This window comes from Reyranella aquatilis, from assembly GCF_020880995.1.
Lineage (GTDB): Bacteria > Pseudomonadota > Alphaproteobacteria > Reyranellales > Reyranellaceae > Reyranella > Reyranella aquatilis.
On the sequence record NZ_JAJISD010000002.1, the window covers coordinates 428,031 to 442,727 of the forward strand.

Annotated in this window: 13 protein-coding genes; 5 read left to right on the top strand and 8 right to left on the bottom strand. The window is 67.2% G+C overall.

From position 1 onward, the window contains the following. Window positions 1-2: 2 nt before the first annotated feature. A complete protein-coding gene (locus tag LJ725_RS07885; protein WP_230550087.1) occupies window positions 3-1,379 on the bottom strand; it encodes an aminotransferase-like domain-containing protein in 1,377 nt (458 codons plus the stop codon). A gap of 75 nt (window positions 1,380-1,454) precedes the next feature. Between LJ725_RS07885 and LJ725_RS07890 the strand changes: the two genes are divergently transcribed. Then, on the top strand, window positions 1,455-1,841 hold the full coding sequence (locus LJ725_RS07890) for a DUF983 domain-containing protein (RefSeq protein ID WP_230550088.1): 387 nt from the start codon (window positions 1,455-1,457) through the stop codon (window positions 1,839-1,841). Window positions 1,842-1,862: 21 nt separating this feature from the next. Here LJ725_RS07890 and LJ725_RS07895 read toward each other — a convergent pair whose 3' ends face one another. Genes LJ725_RS07895 through LJ725_RS07905 form a run of 3 tightly spaced genes read right to left on the bottom strand, consistent with a single transcriptional unit; the run spans window position 1,863 to window position 5,100 of the window. After that, window positions 1,863-2,882 (bottom strand): asparaginase, encoded by a 1,020-nt coding sequence (locus LJ725_RS07895; protein WP_230550089.1) that lies wholly within the window; start codon window positions 2,880-2,882, stop codon window positions 1,863-1,865. Next, entirely contained in the window at window positions 2,879-3,406 is a 528-nt protein-coding gene (locus LJ725_RS07900; RefSeq protein WP_230550090.1) for a hypothetical protein, read from the bottom strand. Before LJ725_RS07900 ends, LJ725_RS07895 begins: the two co-directional genes overlap by 4 nt. Continuing rightward, window positions 3,403-5,100, bottom strand: coding sequence for a hydantoinase B/oxoprolinase family protein (locus LJ725_RS07905; RefSeq protein ID WP_230550091.1), 1,698 nt, complete (start codon window positions 5,098-5,100; stop codon window positions 3,403-3,405). Before LJ725_RS07905 ends, LJ725_RS07900 begins: the two co-directional genes overlap by 4 nt. A 79-nt stretch (window positions 5,101-5,179) precedes the next feature. Between LJ725_RS07905 and LJ725_RS07910 the strand changes: the two genes are divergently transcribed. The 3 genes from LJ725_RS07910 to LJ725_RS07920 all read left to right on the top strand — a co-directional run bounded on the left by LJ725_RS07910 (window position 5,180) and on the right by LJ725_RS07920 (window position 10,254). Beyond that, window positions 5,180-7,516 carry a xanthine dehydrogenase family protein molybdopterin-binding subunit gene (locus LJ725_RS07910; protein WP_230550092.1) on the top strand — a complete coding sequence of 779 codons (2,337 nt, stop codon included), beginning with the start codon at window positions 5,180-5,182 and terminating at the stop codon, window positions 7,514-7,516. A 19-nt stretch (window positions 7,517-7,535) separates the two neighbouring features. Further along, window positions 7,536-8,894, top strand: coding sequence for a bifunctional 3-(3-hydroxy-phenyl)propionate/3-hydroxycinnamic acid hydroxylase (locus tag LJ725_RS07915; RefSeq protein ID WP_289298025.1), 1,359 nt, complete (start codon window positions 7,536-7,538; stop codon window positions 8,892-8,894). A 106-nt stretch (window positions 8,895-9,000) separates the two neighbouring features. Continuing rightward, window positions 9,001-10,254 carry an SGNH/GDSL hydrolase family protein gene (locus LJ725_RS07920; protein WP_230550093.1) on the top strand — a complete coding sequence of 418 codons (1,254 nt, stop codon included), beginning with the start codon at window positions 9,001-9,003 and terminating at the stop codon, window positions 10,252-10,254. Between the two features lie 21 nt (window positions 10,255-10,275). Here LJ725_RS07920 and LJ725_RS07925 read toward each other — a convergent pair whose 3' ends face one another. Both LJ725_RS07925 and LJ725_RS07930 read right to left on the bottom strand, forming a co-directional pair. After that, window positions 10,276-10,671, bottom strand: a complete 396-nt coding sequence (locus LJ725_RS07925) for a Zn-ribbon domain-containing OB-fold protein (RefSeq protein ID WP_230550094.1) — start codon at window positions 10,669-10,671, stop codon at window positions 10,276-10,278. Window positions 10,672-10,674: 3 nt separating this feature from the next. Then, entirely contained in the window at window positions 10,675-11,847 is a 1,173-nt protein-coding gene (locus LJ725_RS07930) for a thiolase domain-containing protein (protein WP_230550095.1), read from the bottom strand. A gap of 128 nt (window positions 11,848-11,975) precedes the next feature. Between LJ725_RS07930 and LJ725_RS07935 the strand changes: the two genes are divergently transcribed. Continuing rightward, window positions 11,976-12,812: a metal-dependent hydrolase gene (locus LJ725_RS07935; protein WP_230550096.1), complete on the top strand. Its 837-nt coding sequence runs from the start codon at window positions 11,976-11,978 to the stop codon at window positions 12,810-12,812. Window positions 12,813-12,825: 13 nt separating this feature from the next. Here the strand turns inward: LJ725_RS07935 and LJ725_RS07940 are convergent, their stop codons facing one another. Both LJ725_RS07940 and LJ725_RS07945 read right to left on the bottom strand, forming a co-directional pair. Then, window positions 12,826-13,401: a class I SAM-dependent methyltransferase gene (locus LJ725_RS07940; protein WP_230550097.1), complete on the bottom strand. Its 576-nt coding sequence runs from the start codon at window positions 13,399-13,401 to the stop codon at window positions 12,826-12,828. Window positions 13,402-13,404: 3 nt separating this feature from the next. Next, on the bottom strand, window positions 13,405-14,619 hold the full coding sequence (locus tag LJ725_RS07945; RefSeq protein WP_230550098.1) for an LLM class flavin-dependent oxidoreductase: 1,215 nt from the start codon (window positions 14,617-14,619) through the stop codon (window positions 13,405-13,407). Between the last annotated feature and the right edge of the window lie 78 nt (window positions 14,620-14,697).

Sequence of the window (14,697 nt, forward strand, 5' to 3'; positions counted from 1 at the left end):
TCCTAAACGATACGCGAGGCGTAGGCCGGCGACTTCAATGCCACGACAAGGACGTCCAGTGCCGCGACGAGTTCTGAGCGGTTTCGCGCGGCGCCGAGCGCGATGCGGATCGCATGCTCGGGCTCTCCGTCGACGCTGAAACTGTCACTCGTGACCACGGTGAGGCCCTGCCGTTGAACGTGCGCCGCGAACTCGGCCCGCGTCCATGAACACGGCAGGTGCAGCCACACATGGTGCCCCTTCGGATGGGCGAGGTGAATGTGGCCCGAAAGCGCTTTGGCCGCCAGCTTCTGTCTTGCCGCAGCCTCCGCGGTAATCGCCGACATGATCGCGTCGGCGCTGCCGTCGGCCATCCACCGGCTGACGAGTGCGACCATCAGCGGCACCGGCATCTGCGACACAGTGCGCAACGCGTTGGCCAGCACCGAGGCGGCGGCGCGATCGGGCGCCTGTACATAGGCGACACGCAGCCCCGGGGCCATGCACTTGGACAGTGTCATGGCGAGATAACTGCGCTCGGGGATGAGCGTCGCGATCGGCTGGGCCTTCGGCTCGAAACTTCCATAGGCGTCGTCCTCGATCAAAATCAGGTCGTGACGACGAATGGCCGCCGCAAGTTCTTCGCGACGTTGTGACCCAATCGTCTGCGTCGTCGGGTTGTGGATCGTCGGCAGCAGATAGACGGCTTTCGGTGCATGGGCGCGGCAGGCCTCGGCGAGTGCAGCCGGGTCCATGCCCTCCGCATCCGATGCCACCCCGACCAGGCGAACACCGAGCGATGCCGCCGCCGATTTGAAGCCCGGATAAGTGAGCCGGTCCGTGAGCACGACGTCGCCGGCTCGCGTCAGCGAGACAAGCAGCGCCATCAGCGCGCTCTGCGTGCCTGGCGAGATCACCAGCCGGCCCGCTTCGGCATTGCGCACGCGCCGCCGCAGCCAGTCCGCCGCGATGCCGCGATCCACCGTGCTGCCACCCGCCTGCTGGTAACTCAGCAGTTCGGAGAAACCATGGTCGCGCTGCAGCGCCACCAGCCCGCGCATGATCCGCCCCTCGATGTCGGCCTCGATCGGCGACGGTGGCAGGTTCATCGAGAGGTCGATGGCGATGCCGGCCGCCGCGTGGCCGGACGGACGGACGCGGCTCTCGGCCACGAAGGTCCCCTGCCCGACCCGGGCGTCCGTCAGGCCCCGACGCCGCGCCTCATTGTAGGCCCGTGTGACGGTGGTGAGATCGACGCCCAGGGCGCTCGCCAGCGCACGATGGGTCGGCAGCCGCTGGCCCCGGTGCAGGCGGCCCGAGGCGATGTCGCGCTCGAGCGCCTCGACGATCCCCTCGTATACCGGCCCACTGGCGGTATCGAGTGTAGGGCTCCAATCCATACAATTTGTCTCCTTGATCTTGAATGTATGGCCAACTGTATGGATATCCAAGCACGACAATTCGAGGAGGTGCGGATGGCCGACAAAGGCGGTGTCTATCTTCTGCGCGGCATGCTGGGCCGCTGCCCGGCCTGCGGCGAGGGCAAGCTGTTCCGCGCTTTCGTGAAGGTCGCGGACCGTTGCTCAGCCTGCGGAGAGGACCTGCATCATCACCGCGCCGACGACTTCCCGGCCTACCTGACGATCTTCCTGGTCGGCCATCTGGTCGTGCCGATCGCGATGTATGTCGAGATCGCCTATCAGCCGTCCTACTGGCTGCACGCCGCATTGTGGGCGCCGATGGTGATCGCGCTGTCGGTGGGCCTGCTGCAGCCGATCAAGGGCACGATCGTCGCCCTGCAGTGGCACATGGGCATGCACGGCTTCGCCGCGGCGAAGCAGGCGCGGGCCGAGTACTGCTGACCGGCCGCGCGCGACTTTCCGTTAACCGAAAGTCTCGAAGACTTCGGCGATCGCCGCGCGGTCCAGCCCGGCGCGCAGGCAGGTTTCCAGCAGCACCCGCGCCTTCAGCGGGTTGAGCCGGCCGCCCCACAGCAAGCCCGCCTTGCGCAGGGCGATCTCCGAACTCGGGCCGCCATAGGTCTGGCGCAGCAGCGGCCCGCCGCCGGCGCGGGGCGCCACCACGGTGGGAATGATCTCGCCAAGCTGGCCGACCAGCGACGCGACGCGCTCGGGAACGTGACCGCCACCCATGGCACCCAGCACGACGCCGCGATAGCCGAGCTGGTCGCGATGATCGATCATCGCCTCGAGAATGTAGCCGGGCTCGTCGAGCCCCAGCCACAGCAGCGCCACCGGCTGCTCCCGGCCCTCCGACGCCTTGCCCAGCCGCTTGCGCGCCGCTTCGACCGGCGCGCGCACCGGCAGCGACAGCGGCACGAGCCTGTCCTCGACCAGTGCCGCCAGCGGACCGGTCTGCGGCGAGGCGAACGCGTTGAAGCGTGTCGGATGGACCTTCTGCACGTCGGCCGCTGCATAGACTTCGTCGAGCATCACCGCGACGACGCCCAGCGCCTTGGCGTGCGCCTTCATCCAGGGATCGCAGGCCACGCGCACGGCCGCCAGCAGGTTGCCCGGCCCGTCGGGCGAGGTGAGCGCGGGATTGCGCATTGCCGCCGTCACGATCACCGGAATGTCGCGTTCGACCAGCAGGTCGAGCAGGAAGCTGGTCTCCTCGAGCGTGTCGGTGCCCTGCGTCACCACCACGCCATCGACGTCGAGGTCCATGATCTTCGCCGCCAGTGCGTGGATCTGGTCGAAGGACAGCGAATGGCTGCCGACCCGCGACACCGTCTCGGCGCGAATGTCTGCAAGCGTCGCCAGCAGCGGCACCGCGGCGACGAGGTCGTCGGCGCCCAGCCCCATCTGCATGGCACCGGACGCATCCGGTGCGGTCGCGATGGTGCCGCCGAGGGCCAGGATCTGGACGCGCGGAAGGGTCATGACAACAGCCTCAGTGAACGGAAGAAGCGCTCGGCCTCGGGCGCGCGCATCGCATCGGCCGGCGCGAGATATCCCAGCGATACGTAGCGGCTACCCTTCAGCAGGATGAGCTGGCGCAGTGCGTTGCCACCCGCGACCGGACCGGTCGATTCGACCGCGGGCGCTCCCTGCACCGTTTTCCAGTCGATCTGGGCCCACTTGCCGCCGGCCAGGCGCTGCGCGCGATCGTCGAGCGCCGACTGCAGGTTGAGCTTGGGCTGGCGCACATCGACATCGGCGGGATAGAGCGCGCTCTGCGCCACGAACGACAGGCGCCGGTACTCCAGGCTGTAGGAATTGTAGACGAAGGGCGTGCCGCCGGGCGACGTGGTGTCGATCTTCTTGTAGATCGGCGCCCCGGGCATTTCGACGAAGAACGACTTGTCAGCGCCCTCGACCGGAAACCACGAGGCCGATTGCGCCGCCGCCTCGGCTGCCAGCAAGGCCGCCGGCAGCGCGAGAAAGAACCGTCGCGAGCGCATCATTCGGCAGCCCGGGTCGGGCCGAACTTCTCGCGCGCTTCCGCTTCGGTGTAGTAGCCGCGCACCACGTCGCGGGCGATCGATTCGCGGCTCCGCTTCGCGGGATCGCCGAAGCCACCACCGCCCGGCGTGGAAACGCGCACGACGTCGCCGACGCCGATCTCGATGTCCTGGTCCTTGGAGATGTGCGGTGGCCGATAGACCCGCCCGCCCTGGTCGATCTGGACGAGGTTGGTGCCGCCGTCGTGGCCGCCCAGCACGCCCTGTGGGCCGGTTCGGCCATGATCCATCACCATCGATACGCGCGCTTCGCCGCGCCGCAGCTTGATGGCGTAGTTGATACCGAAACCGCCGCGGAACTCGCCGGCGCCGCCCGAGCCCTCGCGCAGGGAGAACTCCTCGAACAGCACGGGATAGAACTGCTCCAGCACCTCGACCGGCGGCATCTTGGAGATGCCGATGGTCGAGCAGCCGTTGCTCAAGCCGTCGCCGCCCTGGAAGCCGCCGTAGCCGCCGCCGGTGAAGAGATACATGATGTAGTTGCGCTTGCGCTCCGGGTCGTAGCCGCCGACGCCGAGATTGCCCGACGTCCCGGCCGGCGCCGCGAACAGCAGGTCGGGGATCGCCTTGGTGAGGGCAGCGAACACCGCCTCGGCGACGCGCTGGCTCACCTCGGCGGCGCAGCCCGACACGGGCCGCGGATACTTCGCATACAGGAACGTGCCCTCGGGCTCGACGATGCGCAGGGGTTCGAAAGTGCCCGCATTGATCGGCACGTCGGGAAAGACGTGCTTCACCGCCAGGTAGATCGCCGACTTGGTGGTCGCGATCACGCTGTTCATCGGGCCGCGGCAGGGCGGGCTCGAGCCGCTCATGTCGAAGGTGAGCTCGTCGCCCTTCTTCGTGATCTTCATCTTGATCGTGAGCGGCTGATCGACGACGCCGTCGCTGTCGACCTGCGAGGAGCCCTCGTACACACCGTCAGGAATGTCGGCGATCTTGGCGCGCATCTGGCGCTCGGCGCGGTGGCGCATCTCGGCGATCGCGGCCCGCACCACGTCGGCGCCGTAGCGGTCGATCAGCTCGGTGAGCCGGGTCTCGCCGGTCGTGAGGGCTGCGGCCTGCGCCTTGATGTCACCGATGCGCTGATCGGCGATGCGGATGTTGGACATGATGATGGACAGGATCTCCTGGTCCATCTCGCCCTTCTTGAAGAACTTCACCGGCGGCAGGCGCAGGCCTTCCTGCTCGACCTCGGTGGCGCTGGCCGAGAAGCCGCCCGGCACCATGCCGCCGACGTCGGGCCAATGGCCGGTATTGGCGAGCCAGGCAAACAGCTCGCCCTTGTAGAAGAACGGCTTCACGAAGCGCACATCCATGAGATGCGTGCCGCCGAGGTAGGGATCGTTGACGATGAAGACGTCGCCCGGATCGACCTTGCCGGCATAGTGCGTCTTCACGCGCTCGATCACGGCGCGGGTCGAAAACTGCATGGTGCCGACGAAAACCGGCAGACCAAGTTCGCCCTGGGCGATCAGGGAGCCGTCGACCGTGTCGTAGATGCCGTCGGAGCGGTCCATGCCCTCCGAGATCACCGGCGAGAAGGCGGCGCGCACGAAAGCCAGATCCATTTCGTTGCAGACCTGGATCAGGCCGTTCTGGATGACTGTCAAAGTGACGGGATCGAGGTTCGACATGACCGAATCACTAGCACAGCCCATGCCTTGCTGCGCTATGATGGCGTTCAAATCCCCCACTTTTCGAAGCGGAATAGCCATGAACGCGCCTCTCGCCGCCGACAAACTCGATCTGATGAAATTCGGCGTCGGCCAGCCGGTGCCGCGCCAGGAGGACCCGACCCTGCTCAAGGGCCAGGGCCGCTACACCGACGACGTCAACCTGCCCGGCCAGGCCTATGCAGTGATGGTGCGCAGCCAGGTCGCGCATGGCCTGCTGAAGGGCATCGACGCCGAGGAAGCGCGCAACATGCCGGGTGTGCTGGGCGTCTGGACCGGCGCCGACCTCAACGCCGCCGGATACGGCGCGCTGAAGACCGTGATGATGGTGCCCAACCGCGACGGCTCGCAGATGAAGACGCCGACGCGCTATTCGCTCGCCACCGACAAGGTGCGCTTCGTCGGCGATCCCGTGGCCTTCGTCGTCGCCGAGACCCAGGCACAGGCGCGCGATGCCGCCGAGGCCGTGGTCCTCGACATCGAACCCCTGCCTGCCGTCACGGAGGCGCGCGCCGCCACCCAGCCCGGCGCGCCGATCGTGTTCGACGACGTGCCGGACAATGTCTGTGCGGACTTCCAGTTCGGCGACAGCGCGAAGGTGGCGGACGCCTTCGCCAAGGCCGCGCATGTGACGAAGCTGCACCTCGTCAGCAACCGCATCGTCGTCTGCGCGATGGAGCCGCGCACCGCGATCGGCCACTACGACAAGGAAACCGACCGCTCGACCCTCTATGCCGGCTGCCAGGGCGTGTTCGGCCTCAAGAACCAGATGGCCGCGCTGCTGGGGATCAAGCCGGCGCAGATGCGCGTCGTCACCGGCAATGTCGGCGGCTCGTTCGGGATGAAGGGCTCGCCGTATCCCGAATATGCCGGCCTCTTCCATGCCTCGAAGATCCTCGGCCGCCCGGTCAAATGGACCGACGACCGCTCGGGCAGCTTCCTCAGCGACCAGCATGGCCGCGACCACGATTTCGACGCCGAACTGGCGCTCGACAAGGACGGCACCTTCCTCGCCGTGCGCCTCAAGGGCTACGCCAATCTCGGCGCCTATCTCTCCAACGTCGGCGCGGCCATGGGCGCGCTCGGCGTCTCGCGCAATCTCGCCGCGGTCTATCGAACGCCGCTGATCGAGGTGCAGACCAAGGTGGCCTTCACCCACACCTCGCCGATCGGCGCCTATCGCGGCGCGGGCCGGCCTGAGGCCAACTACTTCATGGAGCGGCTGATCGCCACCGCAGCCCGCGAGATGGGCCTCGACCAAACGGAGATCCGCCGGCGCAACCACATCAAGCCCGAGGAGATGCCCTACAAGACCGCCTCGGGCACGGTCTACGACAGCGGCGAGTTCACGGTGCTGCTGGACAAGGCGCTGGAGCTGGCCGACGTCGCGGGCTTCGCGGCCCGCAAGGAAGAGAGCGCCAAGCGCGGCAAGCTGCGCGGGCTGGGCATCGGCGATTATCTCGAAGTGACGGCGCCGCCGACGAACGAGATGGGCGGCCTCCGCTTCGAAGAGAACGGCGACGTCACCATCATCACCGGCACGCTCGACTACGGCCAGGGCCACTGGTCGGCGTTCGCGCAGGTGCTGACGACCAAGCTCGGCATCCCGTTCGAACGCATCAAGCTCAAGCAGGGCGACAGCGACCTGCTGATCGCGGGCGGCGGAACGGGCGGCTCGAAGTCGATCATGGCGTCGGGCGCGGCGATCGTGGAAGCCTCCGACAAGGTGATCGAGAAGGGCAAGCAGATCGCGGGCGTGGCGCTCGAAGCCTCGGCCGCCGACATCGAGTTCAAGCTCGGCCGCTTCGAGATCGTCGGCACCGACCGCGGCATCGGCATCATGGAACTGGCAGCCAAGCTGCGCGGTGGCCTGAAACTGCCCGAGGGCGTGCCCGACACGCTCGACGTCAGCCATGTCCACGAGGCCGCGCCCTCGGCCTTTCCCAACGGCGCGCATGTGGCAGAGGTCGAGATCGATCCCGACACCGGCACGGTGGAGGTCGTGAAGTACACGATGGTCGGCGACTTCGGCACGGTCATCAACCCCATGCTGGTCGAGGGCCAGAGCCATGGCGGCGTCGTGCAGGGCATCAGCCAGGCGATCTTCGAGCGCGTGGTCTACAGCGAGGAGGGCCAGCCGCTCACCGGCAGCTTCACCGACTACGCCATCCCGCGCGCGGGCGACGCGCCTTCCTTCAGAATCGACTATCACTCGGTGCCGGCGAAGACGAACGTGCTCGGCGCCAAGGGCTGCGGCGAGGCCGGCTGCGCGGGCTCGCTGCCGTCGGTGATGAACGCAATCTCCGACGCGCTGGGCGGCAAGCACATCAACATGCCGGCCACGCCCGAGCGCGTGTGGGAAGCGCTGAGATCCTAGCGACGTTCAGGCCCGCCCCGTGACCTCCCCCCATCCCGATGTCGCCATCGTCGGCTGCGGACCGGTGGGGGCGATGCTCGGCAACCTGCTGGGCCAGGCCGGCCTCTCGGTCGACATCTACGACCGGGAGCGCGAGATCCACCCGCTGCCGCGCGCCGTGCACTTCGACGGCGAGGTCATGCGCATCTTCCAGTCGGCGGGCCTCGCCACCGCGGTCGCCGCCGCCTCCCGCCCCTCGTCGAAGGGGATGCACTTCGTCAACGCCGCCGGCGTCACGCTCATGGTTCGCCGCGGCCTCGAAGGACCGGGTCCGCAGGGCTGGGCGGGCAACTGGTATTTTCACCAGCCAGCCCTCGAGCAGATCCTGCGCTCGGGCCTCAGCCGATTTCCGAACGTGCGCGTTCATCTCGGCCGCGAGATCAGATGCACCGACGAGCTGACCGCCCGTTTCGTCGTCGGCTGCGACGGCGCCCGTTCGATGGTGCGAAACGCCATCGGCAGCCGTTCGCACGACCTCGGGCTGCACCAGCCCTGGCTCGTGGTCGACCTCCTGTGCGACCGTGAGCGGCCGAGGGTGCAGGCCCTGCCGGACTATACGCTCCAGCTTTGCGACCCGGCGCGGCCGATGACCGTCGTCCATGTCGGCGGCCGGCGATGGCGCTGGGAGATCATGCTGATGCCGGGCGACGACCCCACCCGCCTCACCGAGCCTGCCACCTTCTGGCCGATGCTGGAGCGCTGGGTCGGGCCGCAGGACGCCACGCTGGAACGCAGCGCCGTCTATACGTTTCACTCGGTCGTACAGGAAGGATGGCGGCGCGGCCGGCTGGTGCTCGCCGGCGACGCCTGCCATCAGACGCCGCCCTTTCTCGGCCAGGGCATGTGCGCTGGCATTCGCGATGCCGCCAACCTCGCTTGGAAACTGGCTGCCGTCGTCAGGGGCGAGTCCGATGATGGGTTGCTGGATACCTACGAGAGCGAGCGCGTACCTCACGTGCGCGCGTTCATAGACCTGGCGGTCAGGCTTGGCGCCATCCTGCAGGAGACCGATTCGGCAGCCGCCGCGGCACGGGATGCCCGCTTCGCCTCAGGTGCCTCGCTCTTCGATTTTCCGCAGCCCCAGCTCGGGCCCGGCCATCGCGCCGACGCGCCACCGCCGGTCGGCATGATCTTTCCACAACCGAAGCTGGCCGATGACCGGCTGATGGACGATGCGATCGGCCAGCGCTTCGCGATCGTCGGCGAGACGTCATTGCTCGAACACCTCAGGCCCGATGCCGTGCCGCTACCCGAGGTCGGAAAGGAATGGCTGGAGCAGAACGGCGTCCGAGCGGCATTGCTCCGACCGGACCGCTATGTCTTCGACGTCGCCCGCTGACTGGCCGATCGTCGCGATCGACACATTTTGACACGCACGAGGCGTGCACGTGCGATGAAGGCGCCTCGTTGGAAAGGCGGGTTCATTTCGCTAAGACCTCCGCCCGATGAAGCAAAGACGTTTCTGGCTCTGGAGCACGCTGGTCGCACTGCTCGTGGCATTCACCGTGGCGGGGTTCGAGGCGCTCAGCGCCTTCGTCGTGCCGCCCTGGCCCGCGCGCGAGCTGCGGCCGATCGAGGTTTCCAACGCGGCGATCGCGAGCACGCTGAGCGGCGCGCAGGCGATGCCACAGTACAACAGCTGGAGCCTGCGCGACGGGGAGCATCCGATCGCCAAGCCAGCCGGGATGTTTCGCGCGGCAATCGTCGGCGACAGTTTCGTCGAAGGTGCCTTCGCCGACAGATCGGTCGGCATGCGGATCGAGGAGCTATGGCAGTCGCAGGGCCGACGCGATCTGGAACTGGTGAGCCTGGGCGTATCGGCGACCGGGCCGCGGCAATACTACTACCGCATCCGCGACATCGGCCTGCTCCTTCAGCCCGACGCCCTCGTGCTGGTCTTCTATTCGGGCAACGACTTCGTCTCCGACCCGCTGTCACCCTGGCAGGTCCCGCCTCTCGTCGCTGAACGGCCCCGGCCCTCCTGGCTGGGCGCTGTCGCCCCCCGGCTGACCTGGTTGCTGGTCAATCGCCTCGGCCTCTCGGAGTTCGGAAGCGGCAAGGTCGTCGGGGTCGAAGACGTGGCGGCGATTCTGAAGAAGCCGCGCGCCGAAAGACTCGATGCGATGGTCAGCTTCCTCAAGACCTACTACTACCCGCAGAAGGACGAGCGGGTGATGCGCGAGATCCTGGCGCGCGGCGGCGACCGGTTCTGGGATGCCTTCGAGCCACGCGAGCGCGACCAGGAGTATCTTCAGGGCTGGTGGATGGCGGGCATGGTCGACTGGGAGACCGCCACCTGGTCGGTGCCCTTGACCCCATCGGAGATTGAGCAGTCCCTGAACAGGTCCGACATTGCCGCGACCATGAGCTGGTTGCTGGGCGCGCAGGACCTCGCACGCCAACGGGGCATCAGGTTTGCCATTGCCCTGGCGCCGGTCGGGCTGGTGGATCCACGCTACGCCGAATTCTGGAGTCCGTGGCCGCGCTATCTCAGCTTTCCGCGACAGCGCGAGGCCATGCACCGCGTCCTGCGGGCGGAACTGGAAGCGAGGGGCGTGACGGTCGTCGATCTGGAAGACGACCTGAAGGGCGTGCCGGGGACTTATCGCGTGTCGGATGGGCACTGGACCGAGCTCGGCACCGAGATCGCCGCCAGGCGACTCGAGGCCGAACTCGTGAAGATGCGCGGGGCCCGCTGAAGCGGGCCCCCAACGCCGGCCTCAGGCCGGGGTGAACATCGGCAGCGGCGGGCCTCCGTCGGTCGGCTTGAAGACCAGCTTCACCGGCTGCTCGCACTTCAGCTTGTCGAAGTCGCAATCGACGATGTTGGTCACCATGCGCGGACCCTCGGCCAGCGTCACGTAAGCCATGGCATAAGGTACAGGCGCACGGCGCATGACGCTGAACGAATAGATCGTGCCCTTGCCCGACGCCTCGACCCATTCGGTCTTGTCGCTGAAGCAGAATGGACAGATCGTGCGCGGATAGTGATGCACCTGGCCGCAGCTCGTGCACTTGCGCACCAGCAGCTTGCCCTTGCCGGCGGCATCCCAGTAGGCCTGCGTCTCGTCGCTGATGGCCGGCGCGGGCAGCTTGCGTTCCTTGGTCTCGGCCATGGGTTACTCCCTTTCCAGAATGACGGTGGCGCTGCCGTGCCGCAGCCCGAGCGAACCGCCCGTGCCGTGCGCGATCGCGAGATTGCAATTGGGGACCTGCACCTTCGGGTGCGCCTCGCCGCGGAGCTGCCGTACCGCCTCGAGGACCTTTGTGAGGCCGCCGCGATTGCCGGGATGGTTGCTGCACAGGCCGCCGCCATCGGTGTTGAACGGCAGCTTGCCGGTGCCCGCGATCAGGTTGCCGTCGGCGACAAAGGCGCCGCCCTTGCCCTTTTCGCAGAAGCCGAGATCCTCGAGTTGCATCAGCACGGTGATCGTGAAGCTGTCGTAGATCGAGGCGTACTTGATGTCTGCCGGCTTCACGCCCGCTTCGGCGAAGGCCGCCGCGCCGGTGAAGCGTGCGCCCGAATAGGTCAGGTCGACCTTGCCGCCCATCTGCGTCTTCACGAACTCGGAGGCGCCCAGCAGCTTGACCTTCGGCCGCTTGAGCTTGGCTGCGATCTCCGGCGCCACGACGACGATCGCACCGCCGCCGTCGGTGATGACGCAGCAGTCCAGCCGGTGCAGCGGATCGGAGATCATGGGCGAGTTGACGACCTCCTCGACCGTGACGACGTCCTTCAGCAGCGCATGCGGATTGTATTGCGCGTGATGCGACGCCGCGACCTTGATCCAGGCGAGCTGCTCGGAAGTCGTGCCGTACTCGTACATGTGGCGCATGGCGCACATCGCGTACATGTTCACGACCGTCGGCCCGTACGGGAACTCGAAGGGTTCGTCCGGCGTCGGCGTGCCACCGCGGCTGCGCGGCACGGTGCCCGTCGCCATGCCCTCGGCGCGCGGCCGGCCGGCCAGGGTGATCAGCGCCACCTTGCACTTGCCGGCGGCGATCGCCTCGGCGGCGTGGCCAACATGCAGCACATAGGAGGAGCCGCCGGTGTCGGTCGAATCGACGTGGCGGGGCTTCAGGCCCATGTACTCGACCATGGACATGGGGCCGAGGCCCGGCGCGTCGCCCGCGCAGAAATAGCCGTCGACATCGTCCTTGGTGAGGCCCGCATCCTCCAGCGCGCCCTTGGCGCACTGCGCATGGATCTGCGCCAGCGAAATGTCCTTCGCGAGCCTGGTCGGGTGTTCGTAAATACCGGCGATATAGGCCTTGCCCTTGATGCTCATAGGCGCGCCATCTCCCTCGTCATTGTGCGGTGCACATGGTGAGGGATCGCAGCCTCACAGGAAAGTGCGCTCTTTCGCTGCGAAGAACGATGCTAGGCTCTGCGAAACGAACCGGGGAGCATTGCCACATGACCTTCCGTCTTCTGTCCGTCATAGCCGCGGCCTGCTTGGCGTTCGCCGGCAACGCCAGCGCCCAGGCTCCGACTCCCGCTCCGGCAACGGGCAAGGCCGAGTTGCTGTGGTACAGCCAGGCCGCCTTCAAGCTCACCACGCAGACGGGCAAGGTCATCATGATCGATCCGTGGATCATGGGCGCCACCCGGATCCCGCCGGAACTGAAGGATCTCGACAAGATCGGCAAGGTCGACCTGATCCTGGTGACGCACGGTCACGGCGACCATCTCGGCGACGCGCTGGAGATTTCGAAGAGGAACAACGTGCCGATCTGGGCGCCGGCCGGCCTCAACCAGACGCTGGCGACGCTCGGCCTAATGCCGGCGAACCTGGTGCCGCGCATGAGCAAAGGCGGCACCATCGAGCCCTTCCCCGGCGTGAAGATCACGATGGTCCATGCCGACCATTCCTCGGAGATGATCCTCAAGGACCCGGCGACCGGCAAGGACACGAGCTACGCCGCCGGCGAGCCCTGCGGCTTCATCATCGAGCTGGAGAACGGCTTCAAGATCTACCACATGGGCGACACCGGCCTGTTCGGCGACATGAAGCTGATCGGCGAATACTACAAGCCCGACCTCGTGTTGATCCCGATCGGCGGCCACTTCGTCATGGACCCGAAGGCCGCGGCCTACGCCACCAAGGAACTGATCAAGCCCAAGATGGCCTGGCCCATGCACTATGCCAGCAACCCGTTCCTCCGCGGCACGCCCGCCGAATACAAGGCGGCGCTGGGCCAGACCTCGATCGAGGTGATCGACGCACAACCGGGAACGAAGAAGACCTTTTAGACGTCTCGCGGCTCTAGTCGTTCCGCTCGAGGACGGCTTCCCAGACAGACTTGGGGTGATCGTACCGGTCGATCACCATTTCCCCGATGGCAAGCGCACGCCAGCCGCGCGCGAACAGCCGATCGATGGCCTCCCGATCGAAGAAGCGCTTGGGCGCCCCATCGACCTCGTAGAAATTCTTCTCGATTTCCGGATGACCGCTGGCGCCGAAATGGTGGTCGTTGGTCGAGTTGAGCCGGCACAGCAGCACGCCTTCGGGAGCGAGCGCATCGCGCACGCGATCGACAAGGTCACAGGTCTCCGCCCAGCCGAAGTAGTGCAACGAAAGGCTCGCCAACACCACGCCGGCCGGCCCGGTTATCGGGAGCGGTGCGCGTATGTCCTGGCAATGGATCTCGGCTGAGGGCACGCGATCCCGGGCTCGGCTGGCGGCCGCGGCCAACAGTTCCACACCGATCACACGATGCCCGGCCTCGGCTAGCGTGGCGGTATCGCGTCCGCCGCCACAGCCCAGTTCCAGCACCGGCCGCCCGCCAGCCCGCTCGGCGAGGAGCGGCAGCCAGCGCGCCAGCCATGGATCGCCCGCCAAGCCTCAGTCGCCCGCGACGTCGCGGGCGCCCGGCGTGCGGTTGCGGAACTCCTCGGGCGCCTCGCGGCCGGCGTCGGTGAAGGCCTTCTTCACGGCCGCCACGTTCGGTCCGAAGATGCCCTTGCGGTTGTCCTTGGCCCACTGGTTCGAGTTGACGATGGTGTCGAGCGAGCCCTGGAAACGCGGCATCACGTAGCGCGCGAACAGCTCGTAGGAGCGCATCGTCTGCTCACGCGTCGCCCATTCGTGCGCGCGGAACAGCACGCCGCCGAAGCCGCCATTGGAGAAGCCGAGCAGCCGTTCGATGCCCTTGGCGACGGTGTCCGGACTGCCGATCAGGGTCGTGCCCATCTTCACGCCGTCGCGCAGCGGGTCGTCGGCACGGCCGGGCGGACGGCCCAGCGTGTCCTCGAAATAGGTCACGGTCTCGCGGCGCTCGCCGGCGTGGACCTCGCGCAGCGCCTGCTCGTCGTCCTCGGTCACATGGGCGTTCACCACGACGCGCCACTTGGAGCGGTCCGCGGTCTTGCCGTGCTTGGCCGCCGTCTCCTCGTAGATGCCCCACTGCTTGCCGAGCATCTCCGGCCCGCCGGGAATGCCCGCGCCGATCGACAGGACGCCGAGCCCGTGCTTGCCGGCGGCGATCATGCCCGAGGGCGTGATGGTGCTGGCGCAGGCGATCGGGAAATGCGGATAGCTGTAGGGCGCGAGGTGCAGCCGCGCCTCCTTCAGCTCGAACCAGTCCGTCTTCATCGTGACCGGCTCCTTGCATTCGAGCAGGCGCATGATGGCTTCGAGCGCCTCCTCCATGCGCGGCCGCTGGGTCGAGGGATCGATGCCCATCATGTAGGCGTCGGACGGCAGCGCACCCGGGCCGCAGCCCAGCATCGTGCGGCCGCGCGACATGTGGTCGAGCTGCACGAAGCGGTTCGCGACCATCAGGGGATGGTGATAGGGCAGGCTCGTGACGCCGGAACCCAGGCGGATGTAGCGGGTGCGCTCGATGGCGGCGCCGATGAACACTTCCGGCGAGGCGATGGTCTCCCATCCGGCGGAATGATGCTCGCCGATCCAGGCTTCGTCATAGCCCAGCTCGTCGATCCATTCGATCAGCTCCATGTCTCGCGCCATCGCGAGCGTCGGGTTCTCGCCCACGCGATGGAACGGCGCCAGGAAGATGCCGAACGTCAGTCCCTTGTGATTGCCGGTCTGTGCCATTGCTTGAAGTCCTCCGTCACGCGAGACGGTAGCACGCGCGTGACATTGACCGCAGCACCGGCTTGCGCAGATCATCCT

What these genes read in the sequence shown, in the direction of transcription:
- LJ725_RS07885 (WP_230550087.1), bottom strand. Translation starts at nt 1,379, where the DNA reads ATGGATTGGAGCCCTACACTCGATACCGCCAGTGGGCCGGTATACGAG.
- LJ725_RS07895 (WP_230550089.1), bottom strand. Translation starts at nt 2,882, where the DNA reads ATGACCCTTCCGCGCGTCCAGATCCTGGCCCTCGGCGGCACCATCGCG.
- LJ725_RS07890 (WP_230550088.1), top strand. Translation starts at nt 1,455, where the DNA reads ATGGCCGACAAAGGCGGTGTCTATCTTCTGCGCGGCATGCTGGGCCGC.
- LJ725_RS07930 (WP_230550095.1), bottom strand. Translation starts at nt 11,847, where the DNA reads ATGAGCATCAAGGGCAAGGCCTATATCGCCGGTATTTACGAACACCCG.
- LJ725_RS07910 (WP_230550092.1), top strand. Translation starts at nt 5,180, where the DNA reads ATGAACGCGCCTCTCGCCGCCGACAAACTCGATCTGATGAAATTCGGC.
- LJ725_RS07905 (WP_230550091.1), bottom strand. Translation starts at nt 5,100, where the DNA reads ATGTCGAACCTCGATCCCGTCACTTTGACAGTCATCCAGAACGGCCTG.
- LJ725_RS07925 (WP_230550094.1), bottom strand. Translation starts at nt 10,671, where the DNA reads ATGGCCGAGACCAAGGAACGCAAGCTGCCCGCGCCGGCCATCAGCGAC.
- LJ725_RS07945 (WP_230550098.1), bottom strand. Translation starts at nt 14,619, where the DNA reads ATGGCACAGACCGGCAATCACAAGGGACTGACGTTCGGCATCTTCCTG.
- LJ725_RS07935 (WP_230550096.1), top strand. Translation starts at nt 11,976, where the DNA reads ATGACCTTCCGTCTTCTGTCCGTCATAGCCGCGGCCTGCTTGGCGTTC.
- LJ725_RS07900 (WP_230550090.1), bottom strand. Translation starts at nt 3,406, where the DNA reads ATGATGCGCTCGCGACGGTTCTTTCTCGCGCTGCCGGCGGCCTTGCTG.
- LJ725_RS07920 (WP_230550093.1), top strand. Translation starts at nt 9,001, where the DNA reads ATGAAGCAAAGACGTTTCTGGCTCTGGAGCACGCTGGTCGCACTGCTC.